This is a genomic window from Brevibacillus sp. BC25, assembly GCF_000282075.1.
In the GTDB taxonomy this organism is placed as follows: domain Bacteria; phylum Bacillota; class Bacilli; order Brevibacillales; family Brevibacillaceae; genus Brevibacillus.
In genome coordinates, this window is sequence record NZ_AKIX01000033.1 from 24,893 (window position 1) to 41,467 (window position 16,575).

A 16,575-nucleotide genomic window follows, 5' to 3' on the forward strand; every position below is an offset into this window, starting at 1 on the left:
GTCAACCAAATATTAGCAAATGGTAGGACGATCGAGAGCTTCGTTTTCAAGTGGGACTTCTTCTTTTTTGGGAGCAGTGAAAATATCAATACCACGTTCGAGCAGGATTTCTACCGCCTCGCGAACAGGGAGAAGTGGCAATTGCATTTCATCGGCTACGGCAGCTTCTATATCAGAGACAGTGTGGAGGGGGGTGATCTGGTCTGTGCCATCTGAATAACCGATGTGGAGAGTGTTGTTTTTCAGGGCCACGAAGCGATCTTGCTCCAGCTGAAAACGATGTATGTGAAGTCGATTCAAAAAGAAGGCGTCTGGTAAAAAAGAGGAGCGGATGACTTCCGACAAGTCGGACAGTTCCTTTCGTTCATTCGGATGAAAATCCCACGGAGGAATTGCCACTTTTCCGTTTTCATACCGCGTAAAGCGATAGTGTTCAGGATGATCGGGACTTTTGGTCAAATCCATCGAAACAGTGCCAAAAGGCCTGGAATGGTTCCCGTCTTCCAGAAAATGAATCGGCTCAAAGATAGGAGCGGTAGCCCCCGTATCCACATAGACGGGTGTCTCTCCTGTGTTCGGACCGTCGATCAGGATGGCAGTATGTCCACCGCCTGGCAAGATGAGGTGACCGAAGAAGCCAAGGGAGCGAAGTAGCGCGAGAAAGCTGTGATTGGTGGTATAGCATGTGCCGCCAAAATGATGGTGGATCGCATTGTGCACATATTCCTCAGGGGTCGGTGCCACATGTTTTCCGTCACGGAAGAAGAGCAGCTTGCTTACATTTTCATAAGGGAAGGTCTGTAGATGCGCGCGACAGAGCTCACTGAGATAAGAGAGGTTAGGGGACTTGCGGTCTAGCTGTAGACGTTGAAGGTATAAACTCGCCCAGTTCGGTAAGGTAGACATAAACAAGTTCACTCCTTACATAAAATAAATAGTAAATGAAAATGTCTGTTAAGTGTCGGTAGGGAGATCGTATCACATGGAACAAATGGTAATCAACCTAAATTTTTCCAGAAAACAAAAAAGGCACCGGAAGGATATCCTCCGGTGCTAGCGGGTCCCTAGTCCGCTGTCTTTTTCGTACGAATAGATAAGTGCAGAAGAAATTATAACAACGACTTAATTTCCCCGGAATTCGGGTTCACTACGAACCAGCCATACGTACTGGTGTAGCTGTCGCCAGATTGGAAGTTGTTTACGACTGTTTGGTACACCTGAATGACATAGTGACCTTTTTCGTCGTCGTGAGCGTACTCGACTACATGTGTCGGCGAGAGTTTGCCAGCGAATTTCTTTTTCACCAGCTCGATCGCTTCCATTTTGGAGTACATTTTTGCTGTTGGAATTTTACCAATGAAAATCGATTTGGTTCTCGCGTCGTAAATGACCGGCTTGTTCAGGTTCTCTGCTACGAAGCGGATTGGCACATAGACGGAGTTTTTGTACATGATGCCTTGTACGTCGCTGCTTGGTGATTTCGGCAACCCGTCAAAGTAGTAGGTGAACGGTGTTTTCATGCCTTCTTCCGCGTCTGGAAAAGCGGGTGCTGCAATTGCAATTCCGGAAAAGAGCACCGAACCTACAACAATGCCCCCCAAAAATGACTTGATGTCCCATTTCATGATGTGAAACCCTCTCCCTTTCTCTTTTCTCTAAATCTTCCCAGCAATCATTATGTCAAAGATCATAGGAGAAAAGCTATCAAACGAGGGTACTAGGAAACAAAGACTAGGAATCTTGAGAAAGATAGGACTAAATCAGAATGGTCCTAGTTCTCGAATCAGTGGTTCAGTGATTGGACGGTTTGTGGTAAGGTAGAAAAAAACAGCGGACAAGGTGAGGAACATGACTACCATATTGCAAAATGACTGGGCCCCCGTATTGGCCGATGAGTTCGAGAAGCCCTATTATGTAAAGCTTCGTCAGACGTTGAAGGAAGAGTATCAGACGCAGACAATTTACCCAGATATGTTTCATATATTCACAGCGCTGCACCTGACTGACTATCAGAATGCAAAGGTTGTGATTTTGGGGCAAGACCCGTATCACGGACCGGGACAAGCACATGGATTGAGCTTTTCCGTCAAGCCGGGAATCAAGCCGCCTCCGTCTTTGGTCAACATTTACAAAGAGTTGAAAAGCGATGTCGGTTTTGAAATTCCCCAGCATGGTTACCTGAACCATTGGGCAAAACAAGGCGTCATGATGCTGAACACCGTTCTGACGGTTCGTCGCGGCACCCCGAACTCGCACAAGGACATTGGGTGGGAGACGTTTACAGATCGAATTATTCATTTGTTGAACGACCGGGAGACTCCACTCGTATTCATCCTGTGGGGAAAGCATGCGCAGGAGAAGGCGGCATTCATTGATCGAGACAAGCATTTCGTCATCGCCTCCCCGCATCCGAGCCCATTTTCGGCGAATCGCGGCTTTTTTGGCAGCCGTCCTTTTTCGCGGACCAATGAGTTTTTGCGTTCGCGCGGTCTTCAAGAGATTGATTGGCAGTTGCCGATGCAGGTAGAGGAAGAGTAGCCTGTATTTGTGCAGGTAAAAGGAAAAGGATCTCCATTGTTTTGCAGCATGCAAAGGAGATCCTTTCTTTTTCTAGCGATTAGTCTTTGCTTTTGACAACGAGCAGCTTGCCCGTTTGAATCGTGATTGTTCCAGTCTGTTCCGTTAGCAGATTGCTGATGCCAAGCGTGTCACCGATCCGCAGGGTAGCGTCCTTCAACGGATAGAGGAATCCGGTTAAGGTAATCCCTGTGACTTCTGGTGTAAAAGGCAGCAGGGAGATGTGATCAAAATGATTTTGCTCTATCGTGCTATGGCGGTCAATCAGACGTATTTCATTGGTCTCATCGAGGATGCGGCAGTTGGTGCCCGTCTGCAATGCTTTGTTCAGTAAGTGTACGTTTGCCAGCATATGGTCAAAACGAGAGCCGAGCACACCGAGCAGCACAATTTCCGCGGGCTGTTGCTCGATTGCCCAAGTAAGGGCCATCTCTGTATCGGTTAAATCTTTCATAATGGGATCGCAGGAGGAGACGTGCATACTGTGGCTTTCGATTTCTGCCATTTCCTCGGTGCTGACAGAATCAAAGTCCCCGATCGACAATTTTGGCACAAGACCGTTGCGAACGAGGAATAAGGAACCTCTGTCAACGCCGACGAGCCAATCATTTTCACAAATCTCTTGGATCGCCCAGTTGCCCAGATTGCCCCCAGCGAATAGTAGGATGCGTGTAGGATTCATGCTACGGTCACCTTTTTCTTTTATAAATATCCTCTATGTAGGAATCGAAGATCGAAATGTGCTCTGACAAGCGAGGCGATAGCCTGTAGCGAGTTTTTCTCCCAGCTTTGCTTTTTCCTGTCCGGTTGGGGTGTCGAGTAAGGATGCACCAGCTACGATCTGTACACTGCACTTGCCGCAATGCCCTTGTTGGCATTTGTACGCGATGGGTTGATCTTGCATGAGCGCAGCTTGTAATAATGTCTGAGAGGGAGTGTACCGGACTGGCATCGTTTGTGAGCGTTGCTTCACCTGTACGTGCTTCTGCTCAGATTTGGGGCGAGCCGGGCTCATTTCTGTTTTTTTCAACGACGTATGCGTATGCACGGGAACGGGAGCTGGACTCGACATCTGTACGTCAGATCGTCCAGGAATGAGCGAGCCGACAGTAAGCTGTTTGCGCATAGGAACCTCCCGAGTAAGTGATTTTTTTCATATTACCATGTCAGGCGTGTGGGTGACAAAGCTAGAGAAAGTGTCTTGAGATGATTGAATTTTTAGATTTTATCGATTAAAATAATTTTATCAAAAACCAGGAAGGTGATACCATGATTACCATCAAACGGATGAGCGACTGTACCTTTGCAGAAGTGACCAAAGCGTGGAACCGAGGATTTGAAGGCTATTTTATCGAGTTTACGATGACAGAAGAAATGCTTGTCCAGCGACTGGGGGGCGAGGGATACGTGCTGTCCCTGTCTGTGGTTGCCTTTGACGGCATGGAGCCGATTGGCTTAGTGGCCAGCGGGATGAGGACCGTTGCAGGGAAAAAAATCGCGTGGAATGGTGGAACGGGTGTCGCCACGGAATATCGTCGACAAGGAGTAGGGAAGCAACTGATTGAGGCGACATTGGATTTGTACCGGGAAGCTGGGGTGGAAGTAGCTACCTTGGAGGCATTGAGTCAAAATACTAAAGCGATTGCCTTGTATGAGCAAAAAGGCTATGACGTTGTGGATCGTTTGTTGTTTTTGCAGCAGAGTGGACCGCTTGCGGAGAATGCCTTTCAGACAAATGTGCAGGCTGATTATCGGGTTCGGCGCATTTTGGCCCAGGAAGCTGCCTTGGTGCCGTTTTACGTGACCGATGTCCCGTGGCAGAATTACTGGCTGAACTTGCGAGATGCGCAGGCTCTGCTCGTAGAAGACAGAGAGGGTCAGGCGGTCGGCTATGCGATGTACAAGTGCTCGGTAAACGAAGAAGGCAAAGTGAGTGGGATCGTGCTGCGTCAATGTGTAGCACAGCCAGAGCATCCTGATGCACAAGACATTTTGAAAACCGCACTCGTGCATGTGTATGGGCCACTTGAGCAAGATTGCCGCCGTTCTACGTTTAATTTGCGAGCGGCTGATACCTTGCTTGTCGAAATACTGCAAGCGGCGGGATTCAGTCCTTCCGAGACAGAGCAGGTGTTTATGATCAAGCAGATGGAAGCCGCAAAAACTCCTGTCGTCTAGGGAGTAAATACGCTTCTGTCAATGCTGGCAGTTCGTGCAGGCGAATACTTTGCGGGAGGAGAGCTCACTCTTTTCGATAGGCTGTCCACAGCGCGGGCAAGGCTCTCCACCGCGATCGTACACCTGGCAGCGCTCATCGAAGCCACCTGTCAGGGAATCGCCGGAAAAGAGCGGCTGCATGTAACCACCGAATCGAATGGCTTCTTTGAGCACGGTTTGCATGGAATGATACAGTCGTTTTTGTTCCTCGAAAGAAAGCGTCGGGATCGTCCGGGTAGGCAGGATGGCAGCATGAAAGCAGATTTCGTCCGCATAGCAGTTGCCGATGCCCGCGAGCCAATGCTGATTGACTAATGCTGTTTTGAGGACGCTGCGCTTGTCAGCGAGCAGCTTCGTAAATCGGGTAAAGGTAAACAGTGGGTCCAATGGCTCAGGCCCAAGAGGAGCCAGTCTTTCGTCTATCTGAACGTTGGTGAGTAAATGCAGGTATCCCAAACGGAGGCCGTGAAAATATAAAATACGTTCTCCAAAGGCAAGAGTCACTTGGGCGGTTCGCTTTAGCTTGTCTTCCGCAGAGCCCAGGTATACAAAGCCGCCGAGCATTAGGTGAAGCAGCAGGACATGTCCACTTTCCAGATGGAAGAGCAGATGCTTGCCACGTCGGTCGACAAGTGTCAGGCGATTGTCTTGCAAAAGACGAGCAAATTCCGTAGGCGGGAGATTAATCGTTTTTTCCCGCTGAACGTGTGAGGCTGTAATCGTTCCGCCACCGATTTTCTCCTGTAGCAGTCGGCGATAGGTCTCCATCTCAGGTAATTCTGGCACGCTGACTCCCTCCCGTAAGCAAAGTTTTTCGTAGGATTTCCCATATGGATGATCCACATGCCGTACCCGTCACTGTTTTTCGGTGATGGGTCTTTTGAATTTAGACAAGATTACCAAAGCTATTAGGAAATGGGGTAATATAATATGTAAGGTAGTAGGATGAGGGCATTGCCCGAAGGATTATTGGACGGACAGGAGATTACATATGCAAAAAGTAGAATTGATCGCTACGGCGACTTTTGGTTTGGAATCAGTAGTAGCAGAAGAGGTAAAGTCCCTCGGTTACGGACCGGTACAGGTAGAAAATGGAAAGGTAACGTTCACCGCAGATATTTCTGCGATTCCCCGCACAAATTTGTGGTTACGAACTGCCGACCGCGTGCGTCTAAAGATAGGGGAGTTTAAAGCGACTACGTTTGACGAGCTGTTTGAAAAGACAAAAGCGCTGCCGTGGGCTGATTGGATCACAGAGGATGGGACGTTTCCTGTGGAAGGGAAATCGGTCAAATCTACCTTGTTCAGTGTGTCGGATTGCCAAGCCATCGTGAAAAAAGCAGTCGTAGAAAGTCTGAAAAAGACCTACAAGCGCGAGTGGTTCGATGAGCAAGGGCCGCTGTACAAGATCGAGGTAGCACTTCTCAAGGATGTGGCGACACTGACGATTGATACGTCAGGACCGGGCCTGCACAAGCGCGGCTACCGGGAATTGATCGGACAAGCGCCACTGAAGGAAACCATGGCTGCGGCGATGATTATGCTGTCTCGCTGGAAGCCTGATCGGGTATTCATGGATCCATTCTGTGGATCGGGTACACTTCCGATTGAGGCAGCGTTGATTGGACAAAACATCGCTCCGGGGATGAACCGGGAATTCGTTTCTGAGACGTGGCCTATCATTCCGAAAACAGCTTGGCGTGAAGCTCGCGCAGAAACGCATGATTTGGCGCGCTATGATCAAAAGCTGGAGATTATCGGGACAGATATGGATGACGAGATCCTGAAAATTGCCCGCCACAATGCGACTGAGGCTGGTGTAGATGACCTGATTCATTTTCAGCGCATGGATGTGCGGGATGTGCGAACCAAGCGCAAGTACGGCTACTTGATTTGCAACCCACCTTATGGGGAGCGCTTGGGAGAATGGAAGCAGGTTGCCAAGATGTATGGCGAAATGGGGAAAACCTTTGCTGCCATGGATACGTGGTCATTCTACGTTATTACTTCCGACGAACAGTTTGAGGAGCATTTTGGTCGTACAGCAAGCAAAAAGCGCAAGCTCTACAACGGAAATATCAAGGTAGATTACTATCAGTTTTTCGGACCTAGACCGCCGCGCGGGCCAATGGTTACCCCGACCGAATAAACATAAAGAAGGGGCATAATTGGAGGAGAAAATGCAATGAGCAAGAAACGATTCGGGAGCAGAATGCTGGCTGCGCTATTGGCAGCAACTACATTACTGGTCCAAAGCACGCCGTTGACTCATGCTGCGACAGAACCAGAGAAACCGGCGGTGGAGAGCGGGAAACCAGCAGAAGAGACCAAGAAGCTGGAAGATCAGTTCAAAAAACAAGAAGAAGCGCACACGGAGTTTACGGATTTGGGCAACAGCTACGCCAGTAAAGCCGTAAACAGACTTGCAGCCCTTCATATGATCAGTGGTCAGGGAGAAAACCGTTTCAACCCACAAAACACGATTTCTCGACAGGATATTGCGGTGCTTTTAACAAAAGTAATCGGTCTTCAACCGACAGAAATTGAGGATGCGGCTTTTGAAGATGTGCCATTGGAAAGTCCTTATGCACCGTACGTATATGGACTCTCTGAGTTGGGTGTGATGAACGGCAGAAGTGAGCATGCCATGGGTGCTCTAGACCCGCTTACACGACAAGAGCTGGCTGTTATGCTGTCTCGCTTGATGAAAGAGGGCTCTGTGACCAAAGTGGCAGGTCAGACTCCTGTTGCATACAGCGATGAAGAAGAAATCGCAGACTACGCCAAAACGGCCGTGGAAGAAGTAACGAATCAGCGCTGGATGCAAGGTGCAGGCGGCAAGTTTAATCCGTCAGGAACCGTCACGCGTGCGGAGGCTGCTGTGATCGCTGAGCGCGTCTTGGATGCACGCTACCAGCAAGCAGAACAGGTGAAATACAAGGTAGATGTAGAGCGGCTGAGTTTGGCTGCTGGCACGAGCCAACGCTTGAAGGTAGGCAGTATCAGCGGAGATGAGCTGCCGTTTACACCTATTTTCGCTTTTGATCGTCCCGAGCTGGGAACCATTTTAGCTGACGGAACCTTTGTTGCTGGCCCCACTGCGGGAAAAGGCAATCTCACGGTGACAGTTGGCTACAAAACGACGACGATTCCGGTTGAGATCAAGGACGACGGTAAGCCAGCTGTCGAAAAGGCAGAGGACACGCCAAAGACTGCACCGGTGATTTCCTCCAATGATTCGACAACGAAAGTCGATGAAAGCAAGACGGTAGTAGAGGGAGAAAAACCAGACGCAGACAAAGGAACAACAGAAACGGATGCAACGAAGCCTGCTGATCCAAAGGAAGAGTCGGAGGAGCCAGCAAAGAAGGACGAACTGGTCAATATCGCACCAGGCAGTTTTACAGCGGTTACTACATTTGGAGCGCCAGACTCGTATTTCCAAGAGCTGGAGAAGCAGTATCCGGGTCCAGTAGGGGGGCTTGTTACGCCTACAGAAGACTGGACGGGATACCACCGTCAGTTTGGGCGCAAGGTGACCGTTGAGCTCGACGAGGCGAAGCCATTGGAGAGAGTTGCGCTGACGTTTAAGCAGCAGAAGACTTCGGGCATCACGATGCCAGAATACATGGAAGTCGAGGTATCTCGCGACGGGAAAGTGTGGTCATATGCGGGAAGAGCCGTTCACGATGTTTCCGCTAAAGAGGACAAGCTGGTTACACGCACATTGAGCGTGACCTTGCCTGACGTCAACACTCGCTATGTCCGGGTATCCTTCCCGGTGAAAGTATTTACGTTCGCTCGCCAGCTGGAGGTATGGGCAAAAACGGATAGCGAGTGGAACAATGGCGCTGTCTTGCTGCCGCCACCAAACCCGGCGAAGCTAGAAGAGGCTAAACAAGCAGGGCGTCGTGTGGAAAATATGCTGCTCGCTTATAGCGGAGAGCATGGCGAACTCGGGACATGGACCAAAGAGGATTTCCTCCCGATGGTTGGCTACCGCACCGTAGATGGTTATATGCGTGACCAGATGTTTGACACGATTCTGTTCTTGCCGTACCAGACCATTCCTGCTACGAAGGAAAGCTGGACAAAGTACATGAATGATTTGTTCGGCTCGAACAAGCAGCTAGACGCTCTCAACCAGGCAATGCGGGAGTACAACCGCCTGCGCGGAACGCTGTATACGACACCGACGCAGGAAAATGTCGTGTTGGCACTGCCGTATCCAAATGCTAATCAGACCAATTTTGGTCAGCTGGATGAAAAGAAACCATCCCTCTCCTTTAACCCTGCAGGAATTGGGGAAGAGCAAGCGTATTTGAATCGCAAAGCTGCGTTGGAATGGTACTTCCAGGAGCTCATGAAGCGCTGGAACAAGGAAGGATACGCTTATCTGAAGCTGGAAGGAATCTATTGGTTCCATGAACTGGTGGAGGATGGCGCACCGAAAGAACGCCAGCTAATTCGTGACATGGGTAGCATGGTGCATGACGAGGCGTTGCGCTACTATTGGATTCCGTATTTCGGTGCACCGGGAGTGTCCGAGTGGAAATCTCTTTATTTCGATAAGGCATTCCTGCAGCCGAGCTATTACAGCGACAAGCCGGTAGGAATTGACCGTATTCAAGGGGTACTGGACGTCGTCAACAAGTACGACATGGACATCGAGATCGAGGGCGACTGGAAGATGTACAATGATCCGAAGTTCTATCAGACCTACTACAATCAGTTAGTTGCCACCCACAAGCTGGGGATGGATAAAGACAACGTACACGCTTACTACTTCGGCTCCAAGACATTGCTAGAGTCTGTCAAGAGCACAGACCCTGTCAAACGCGCCATCTATGATGATACGTACAAATGGATGCGCGGTCGTTTTGACAGAACGGAATTTTTCGAGGGCAGCGAGATGCCGTAGTGAATGGAAAAGAGTCTGTTTCCCGCTTTGTGGGGAGACAGACTCTTTTTTTTATCTAAATAGGATGGGCAGATTTTCGCTCAATCGTTTTCCGATAGATCTCCACCAGTTCCTCCACGATCATTTCTTTCGTCGCATGTAGAGGGGGACTGGGATGGTAGTAATTGATTCCTTTGGGGCAGGGCTTGCCAAAAGTCGGTACCCCTGCTGCTGCGATCCGTTGTTTCCACAGTTTCTTGAGTGAAGAAAAATGCTGCCAGGAATGGTGGTGTGAAAGCCCCCAACCGAGCAGGAGCCACGGATGCTTTTGCAGTTCCTGCGTAGATACGAGCTGAGCCTCGAGCGTTGTCTCTTTCTCGTGAATGAGTTGCTCGAAATGAGAAATGGCACTCACGGCAGCAGCATTTTGGACGGAAAACAGGTTGTAAATATGAAATCTGCCTGCCAATGCCCGTTTTCCGTAGATCGCCTCCACCAACCGGATCAATTGTCGCATGGTGGGATCGAGTGTGGTTTGACCCATGACGCTATGACCGGATGCAGGTCTTTCACGAAAAAGCTTTGCACTACCAGGGTTCAATAAGAGACAGCTCCCAAGAGAACGATGGCCCTCTGAATTCGGTCCCCATTGAAGATAGGTAGAAGTTCGGTAGACGACTCCTCGATGTTCTCTAAATGCTGCAAAGGCATTCGGCTGGTTCATGACGATCCCCTCCTGGTCAAGCTATCTATGACCCATTTATATGAGAGGAGGGGATTTGGTAGAACGGACATGCTCTACTCTAGCTACTCTTGCTAACTTCGTTGGCACCAATCATCCGGAACAAAATGATATACAGATACGCACTGACTAAGGTTAAGCCCAGGATGACACCGAATACGCCAACAGGAGCGAGCCATTGGGATAGACCGATTGTCAGGGGAGCGATGAAGCGACCAATCGAGAACTGGAGCGAAGAGGCTCCCATGTACTGACCGCGTGCATCCTCCGGCGAGTATTTACTGATGAAGCTCTGGGCAACTGGTGTGCGCATCAGCTCGCCGAATGTCAAAATCGCCATACAGCCGAACAGGAGCCAAATATTCGTTGTAAAGGCCATCAAGAACAGACCGAGACCGAATAAGATGGAGGAGATGACGAGGCTGTTGCGATCGCTCCAGTTTTCAAACCAGCGTGTGACTGGCAGTGTAAACAAAACCACCAAAAAACCATTTAAGGCCATGAGCCAGCCGAATGCGCTGGTTCCGCCGACAGAATAAGTCCAATTGCCCCACGAAAATAATGGTTGCTGCATAACATGCTCTTTGACATACAACGCCATGTAAATATCCAACTGCATGAATCCAATGGCGATCAAAACCCCTGCGCCAATGTACAGGGCAAATGCTTTATCTCGAAAAATAATGGCATAACTCTTAAATTGCTGAATCAGGGAAAAACGCTCCTTTGCCTTCTCCTGACGGACGTGTTCAGGCAGCGTTTCTTTGATCAGGAAAAAGACGGTGATCGCAAAAAGCAACTCAACGATGGTACAGAACATCAATAGCTGCGGGCGATAATGAACAAAAAAGACAGAACCCAATACGGGACCCGCAACCACCCCGACATTCATCGCTGTGTAAAAGGTAGCAAAGACAATTCTTCGATCTTCTTCTGTGGTCAAATCAGCCACCATGGCGGAGCTGGCAGGCCAGTAGAGAGCCCCAGCGATCCCGATCCCGATGAAGGCAATATAGTCGACCCAAGGAGACGGGGAGAAAGCAAACAGCGCGAACATCACGGTCGATGTACAGAGCGAGAGCAGCATGGTAAACTTGCGCCCTACCCGGTCAGCCAAATATCCACCAAACAGGTTGGACAGCATCCCGAGCAGCGGCGGTACCATCAAAAGAAGACCCGCTACATCCTTCCCGAACGTATCGCTAAAATAAATCGCCATAAACGGAAAGTACATCCAAAAAAAGGTGTGCGTAATCAATTCACCAAAGAGACGTACTTTCAAATTAAGATCCCACGAACGCCAAATCATGACAAGAATTCCTCCATTCATTTCGGCAGGTGCCTTGACCTCGATTCGCTTCTTGGGAAAATTCCACGTAAAAAAGCACAAACGGGGTAGAGACACTGCTCTTCCGCTTGCGCTTTATCAAACGATACAAGGGTGGCGGGAAATTACCAGTTCAACGGGGTACAAAAGAGAGACGGTTACCTACCTATGGTTTTAGGTACAGTAAACCGACTGTTCACCCGAGAACATGGCCCGCAATTCATATCGAGAAAAAGACGGAAGCGGTTCAGGCATCCTGCAGCTACTAGCTTTTGAAAGGGTTGTAAGAGGCAGTGCCCCTTAAGAGAGGCCCCACCTAAGCGAAGATAACTACAGAAAACACCATGAACTCAGCACTCCCGTCTTTCAAATTTTTTACATAGGTAAACTCTTGTTGATTAGAATACTCGAAATCGTCGAATTTATGCAAGATAATTTTTTGGTTTTTTTTGAATAGTACCAAGAACATCGATATTTGAAAAAGGGGCTTTCATTCGGTAAAATATTTTTTAACATAACCAAATCATGTTAGGAATGTGGGGGATATCGCATGCGGGATGAACGCATTGTCAAGCTGGCTACAAATTTGCTGAGCCATTCTGTACGCCTGAAGGAAAAAGAAAGTTTGCTGGTTGAAGTTCGTGGCGAGGGTCACGATTTGGCGAAGGAATTGGTTAGGCAGGCGTATGACCTGGGAGCTTATCCGTTCGTACGGATCATTGACCCGTCAATCCAACGTGAGCTGATGCTCGGTGCAACTGCAGAGCGTGCGACTCATTTGATGAAATGGGAAGAGCCAATGTACAAAGATTTGGATACATATATCGTCATCAATGGTCCGTCCAACGACAGTGAGATGGCCGATGTTCCGGTAGAGCGTCGTCGTGCACACCAAAGTGTGATGCAAGAATTGAATGACTACTTGACCAACAATGTACGTTGGACACTACTCAACTACCCGACAACTGCTTTGGCACAAAATGCCAACATGTCTACAGTCGCTTTTGAAGATTTTTATTTTGATGTATGTTCCGTGGACTATAAAAAGATGCACGAAGCCTTTTTGCCTTTGCAGCAGTTGATGGATCGCACGGACAAAGTGCGTCTTGTTGGACCTGGAACAGATCTTCAATTCTCGATCAAGGATATCCCTAGTATCATTTGCTCTGGCCTGCGCAACATTCCAGACGGCGAGATTTTTACAGCCCCAGTGCGTAACTCCGTGAATGGAACCATTACGTACAACGCAGCAACAAGCTACATGGGTACGAAATTCGAAAATGTGTGCCTGAAGTTTGTAGACGGAAAAATCGCCGAAGCAACTTCTAACAACACCGAGAGACTCAACCAAATTTTTGATACGGACGAAGGAGCGCGCTACATCGGGGAATTCGCCATTGGCGTACATCCGTATATCCTGCATCCAATGAATGATATCTTGTTCGATGAGAAAATTGCTGGCAGCTTCCACTTCACTCCAGGCCGCGCATACGACAACGCAGATAACGGCAACCGCAGCCAAATCCACTGGGATATGGTAAACATCCAGCGTCCTGAGTACGGCGGCGGAGAAATCTGGTTTGATGATGTGCTGATTCGCAAAGACGGTTTGTTCGTTTTGCCAGAGCTGCAAGGACTCAATCCGGAAAACTTAAAAGGGTAAAGCGAAATGACAGGGCCATCATGCTTAGCGTGGTGGCTTGTTTTTTTACGTAGCTGTCGTGAGGGAAGAAGCGCATTTCCAGTCTACGCTTCGGCCTACGCCCCGCAAGGGGAATGACTGTTCGCCCCGGAATAAATGGCGGGAGCGCTTCAAACGTAGAAGTTTCGAGGAAGGATTTCATAAGTGAAGCTGAAATTCCCCGCCATTTATTCCGAAGCTGGGTTGGGCCCCAGAGGCGCTTGGACTGGAAATGCGCTTCTTCCTACGGGGCTGTTGTTTCACTATATAAACTCCCCTGAATATCAACGAAAACGCTGGTAAAAGCACTAAGTAATCACAAGCTGTACGCAAGCACTGTCACATGTCTGGAAGGAGACCGCCCGAACGAAGAGAGGATACAGGCGACTGGAAGACATGTGGCAGGGCTTCCCCGACCACCACAGTTGGAGGACAACCGTCTTTAGAGCAGGACAGACGAGCATCTCAGGCATCCTTTTGCTACAATAAGAAAAAAGCATGGAACAGAGGGATTAGACGTGAGCCGCAAAGATTGGATCGAATACATCGTCAGTGAACAAGACACGGGAATGAACGTGGAACAAATCGTCCGGCAAAAGCTCAACGTGTCGGGTCGTATGATGCAGCGGCTGACGAGAAGCAAGGGGATTTTGCTCAATCGCAAGCAGCCCTTCCTGCAAAGACAAGTAAAAGCAGGAGATACAATAGCTGTTCGTGTCATCGAGAGACAAGAGCAAGCGCCTAGGCAGCCCCAGCATGATACGAAGCCCGAGGGACCGATCACACCAATGCCGTCCATCGATATTTTGTACGAGGACGATCATCTTTTGATTGCAAACAAACCGGCAGGCATGATGGTGCACCCGATTAAACAGGAGACCGACACATTGGTACATGCACTTGCTGCACGTGGTGAGCAGACGAGTGTACATCCTGTACATCGGCTGGATAAAGATACATCAGGAGCTATACTCGTAGCCAAGAGTAGCTATGGCCATCAATTGGCTGACAGGCTGCTGCGCGAAGGGGGCATTCATCGCGAGTATCTTGCGGTTGCCAGTGGGGTGCTGTCAGAGGGAGTTGGAACGATTGATGCGCCAATTGGCCGAGATGCGCGTCATCCTACGAAGCGCCGTGTCGTGGAGAGTGGCGATCCTGCCATCACGCATTACGAGGTACAACAGACCTCTGAGGGAATGACGCTCGCGCGCGTCTGGCTGGAAACGGGTCGTACCCATCAGATTCGCGTTCACTTTGCCCACCTTGGACACCCGCTTGCTGGCGATACGATGTACGGGGGAGCGAGAGGGTTGTTACGCCGACAGGCTCTGCATGCTTCGAAGTTGTCTTTTTTGCATCCGCTTCTCGAAAAAGAGATTATAGTCGAGGCACCGATACCAACGGATATGAAACGCTTGATGCAAGCGGAGTTTAAATAAGAATGGACAACAAGCTGAAACCACCTTTAATAGGTGGTTTCAGCTTGTGTATTTTGGTAAAGGGAGATTGTGTCCGGCCAACGTCCAGTTTCCCTAGTTAATCAAGCCATTTTCCGGCGTAACGGCGAAATCATAGAAGACTCCTTTATGATTGATCGATGCCGTAACAGTCGGTTTCCCCTTTTTCGTAAACGTATATACGTTATATTTGGACGAAACATTGTATCCGGTCAAATCGAGGTTGAAAACTTTTTTCATCATCGGGTTGGCAGCAGCAATCGCCGTTTCTTTTGTAAAGAATGGCTTGGCAAACACCTTGGGAATATCTTCGTCCGCGGTATAGTTCCCATCTCTGAACCCACTGATCATGGTCGCTGCCACTACTTTCCCTGTTTTCGCCCCTATGACGATTCTGTATTTTCGTTCGGTATCCATGAAAATCCATACTTGATCCAAGCGTTCTTGCAATTCTTTCACCATTGTTACGTCAGGGAGCAGTGCCGATGCTTTACCGTTGGAAAGAGACTTCAGCGCCTTTTGCGCTGTATCGACCACTTTGGGGTTCATTTGCTTGTTTGTATAATTCAATGTCGCAGCGTTGACCTTCCCGGTGGCAGCGTCAATGCTGACCGATGCATGTTGCCCTTTGAACAACCAAATGTTTTCTTTTTCCCTGATCCGTTCTACCCAATCAATCGTAAAGGCATGCTGATTATCCATACCTTTTAACGTGCTCGTAACTGTATTTTGCAAATCAGCAGCCACTTCGCTCCATTTTAATTTCACGGATACGGATACAACCTTGCCCTCCTGCTTGGTAACGAGCACCTCACCTCTGTTGTTTTTGGCCGTAATCACCCAGCAATCTGCCGTTTCTCCCATAATCTCGTCCAGTTCGATCGGCACGCCGCCAGCTTGTTTTTGCATCGCTTGTTTCGCCGCTTCTACGACATTGTTGTTTAACTGAGCAAGGGTTTTGATTTCTGGCTCTACTGCTGGTGCCTGACCAGCTGCATATGCTGGCGCTTGTGTGTTTGTAAATGGAGATGCAACGGATAACAGCAAGGCAATCATACTTGTCACGGCTAGTGTTTGTTTTTTCATATGTCATGCTTCCTTTCTTCAATTAAATCACTTATTTGATCCAGCTAAAGGGATTTTGTGACAGTACCCCGGGTGTCAAACAGTCTGTAGTTGAATAACGTAACAGTGTTATGTTACATTGTTTTTGGAGGTGCTTCACTTGGACACAAATCATATCTCGAAGAAGGACCTGCTGGAGCTTACTGGCATTTCGTACGGACAATTGTACCGTTGGAAACGAAAGAACTTGATTCCAGAGGAGTGGTTCATTCGCCGAGCGACTTTTACAGGGCAAGAAACCTTTTTCCCACGTGAACAGATTTTGGCTCGAATCGACAAGATTCTGAACATGAAAGACGACTTATCGCTGGATGAATTGGCGGACATGTTTTCACCAAGTATGAGTGGAACTTCGTTGACCGCAGATGAATTATTGGCACGAAACATTGTTTCGACTACTTCTTTAGAAGTGTTTAACGTTTTTCTCGGTAGCTTACGGACCTTTACCTTCCAGCAGGCACTATACGCCTATGTTTTGGAAAAGCTTTTGGCAGCTGGAGACTTGAGTGTAGAAGAAGGCGGCGGATTGCTACAGGTACTGGCTAGCCA

Annotated in this window: 15 protein-coding genes; 7 read left to right on the top strand and 8 right to left on the bottom strand. The window is 48.9% G+C overall.

The window, feature by feature from the left end; genetic code table 11:
- Positions 1–12: 12 nt before the first annotated feature.
- Positions 13–906 carry an arylamine N-acetyltransferase gene (locus PMI05_RS09880; protein ID WP_007720583.1) on the bottom strand — a complete coding sequence of 298 codons (894 nt, stop codon included), beginning with the start codon at positions 904–906 and terminating at the stop codon, positions 13–15.
- 203 nt (positions 907–1,109) lie between these two features.
- Positions 1,110–1,625 carry a stalk domain-containing protein gene (locus PMI05_RS09885; RefSeq protein WP_007720585.1) on the bottom strand — a complete coding sequence of 172 codons (516 nt, stop codon included), beginning with the start codon at positions 1,623–1,625 and terminating at the stop codon, positions 1,110–1,112.
- Positions 1,626–1,848: 223 nt separating this feature from the next.
- Here PMI05_RS09885 and PMI05_RS09890 point away from each other — a divergent pair, with 223 nt between their 5' ends.
- On the top strand, positions 1,849–2,538 hold the full coding sequence (locus PMI05_RS09890) for a uracil-DNA glycosylase (RefSeq protein ID WP_007720586.1): 690 nt from the start codon (positions 1,849–1,851) through the stop codon (positions 2,536–2,538).
- Between the two features lie 79 nt (positions 2,539–2,617).
- On the opposite strand, the gene PMI05_RS09895 is transcribed toward PMI05_RS09890, so the two are convergent.
- Complete coding sequence (locus PMI05_RS09895) at positions 2,618–3,259, bottom strand: thiamine diphosphokinase (RefSeq protein WP_007720588.1); 642 nt, start codon at positions 3,257–3,259, stop codon at positions 2,618–2,620.
- A gap of 33 nt (positions 3,260–3,292) precedes the next feature.
- Positions 3,293–3,703, bottom strand: coding sequence for a 2Fe-2S iron-sulfur cluster-binding protein (locus tag PMI05_RS09900; RefSeq protein ID WP_007720591.1), 411 nt, complete (start codon positions 3,701–3,703; stop codon positions 3,293–3,295).
- A 143-nt stretch (positions 3,704–3,846) separates the two neighbouring features.
- On the opposite strand from PMI05_RS09900, the gene PMI05_RS09905 reads away from it, so the two are divergent.
- On the top strand, positions 3,847–4,755 hold the full coding sequence (locus tag PMI05_RS09905; protein ID WP_007720593.1) for a GNAT family N-acetyltransferase: 909 nt from the start codon (positions 3,847–3,849) through the stop codon (positions 4,753–4,755).
- A gap of 18 nt (positions 4,756–4,773) precedes the next feature.
- Here PMI05_RS09905 and PMI05_RS09910 read toward each other — a convergent pair whose 3' ends face one another.
- Positions 4,774–5,580: an Fpg/Nei family DNA glycosylase gene (locus tag PMI05_RS09910; RefSeq protein ID WP_007720596.1), complete on the bottom strand. Its 807-nt coding sequence runs from the start codon at positions 5,578–5,580 to the stop codon at positions 4,774–4,776.
- A 205-nt stretch (positions 5,581–5,785) separates the two neighbouring features.
- Between PMI05_RS09910 and PMI05_RS09915 the strand changes: the two genes are divergently transcribed.
- Together PMI05_RS09915 and PMI05_RS09920 are read left to right on the top strand one after the other, a co-directional pair.
- Positions 5,786–6,943, top strand: a complete 1,158-nt coding sequence (locus PMI05_RS09915) for a class I SAM-dependent RNA methyltransferase (RefSeq protein WP_007720599.1) — start codon at positions 5,786–5,788, stop codon at positions 6,941–6,943.
- Positions 6,944–6,979: 36 nt separating this feature from the next.
- Positions 6,980–9,715, top strand: coding sequence for a DUF4855 domain-containing protein (locus PMI05_RS09920; protein WP_007720603.1), 2,736 nt, complete (start codon positions 6,980–6,982; stop codon positions 9,713–9,715).
- 55 nt (positions 9,716–9,770) lie between these two features.
- Here the strand turns inward: PMI05_RS09920 and PMI05_RS09925 are convergent, their stop codons facing one another.
- Together PMI05_RS09925 and PMI05_RS09930 are read right to left on the bottom strand one after the other, a co-directional pair.
- Positions 9,771–10,418: a hypothetical protein gene (locus tag PMI05_RS09925; protein ID WP_007720605.1), complete on the bottom strand. Its 648-nt coding sequence runs from the start codon at positions 10,416–10,418 to the stop codon at positions 9,771–9,773.
- A 79-nt stretch (positions 10,419–10,497) separates the two neighbouring features.
- Positions 10,498–11,745: an MFS transporter gene (locus PMI05_RS09930; protein ID WP_007720609.1), complete on the bottom strand. Its 1,248-nt coding sequence runs from the start codon at positions 11,743–11,745 to the stop codon at positions 10,498–10,500.
- Positions 11,746–12,313: 568 nt separating this feature from the next.
- Here PMI05_RS09930 and PMI05_RS09935 point away from each other — a divergent pair.
- Both PMI05_RS09935 and PMI05_RS09940 read left to right on the top strand, forming a co-directional pair.
- Complete coding sequence (locus PMI05_RS09935; RefSeq protein WP_007720610.1) at positions 12,314–13,426, top strand: aminopeptidase; 1,113 nt, start codon at positions 12,314–12,316, stop codon at positions 13,424–13,426.
- A gap of 536 nt (positions 13,427–13,962) precedes the next feature.
- Positions 13,963–14,883, top strand: a complete 921-nt coding sequence (locus PMI05_RS09940) for an RluA family pseudouridine synthase (protein ID WP_007720612.1) — start codon at positions 13,963–13,965, stop codon at positions 14,881–14,883.
- A 93-nt stretch (positions 14,884–14,976) separates the two neighbouring features.
- Here PMI05_RS09940 and PMI05_RS09945 read toward each other — a convergent pair whose 3' ends face one another.
- Positions 14,977–15,987, bottom strand: coding sequence for a hypothetical protein (locus tag PMI05_RS09945; protein ID WP_007720614.1), 1,011 nt, complete (start codon positions 15,985–15,987; stop codon positions 14,977–14,979).
- Between the two features lie 139 nt (positions 15,988–16,126).
- Here PMI05_RS09945 and PMI05_RS09950 point away from each other — a divergent pair.
- The coding region (locus PMI05_RS09950; RefSeq protein WP_007720616.1) for a YhbD family protein at positions 16,127–16,575 on the top strand (449 nt) is incomplete at its 3' end.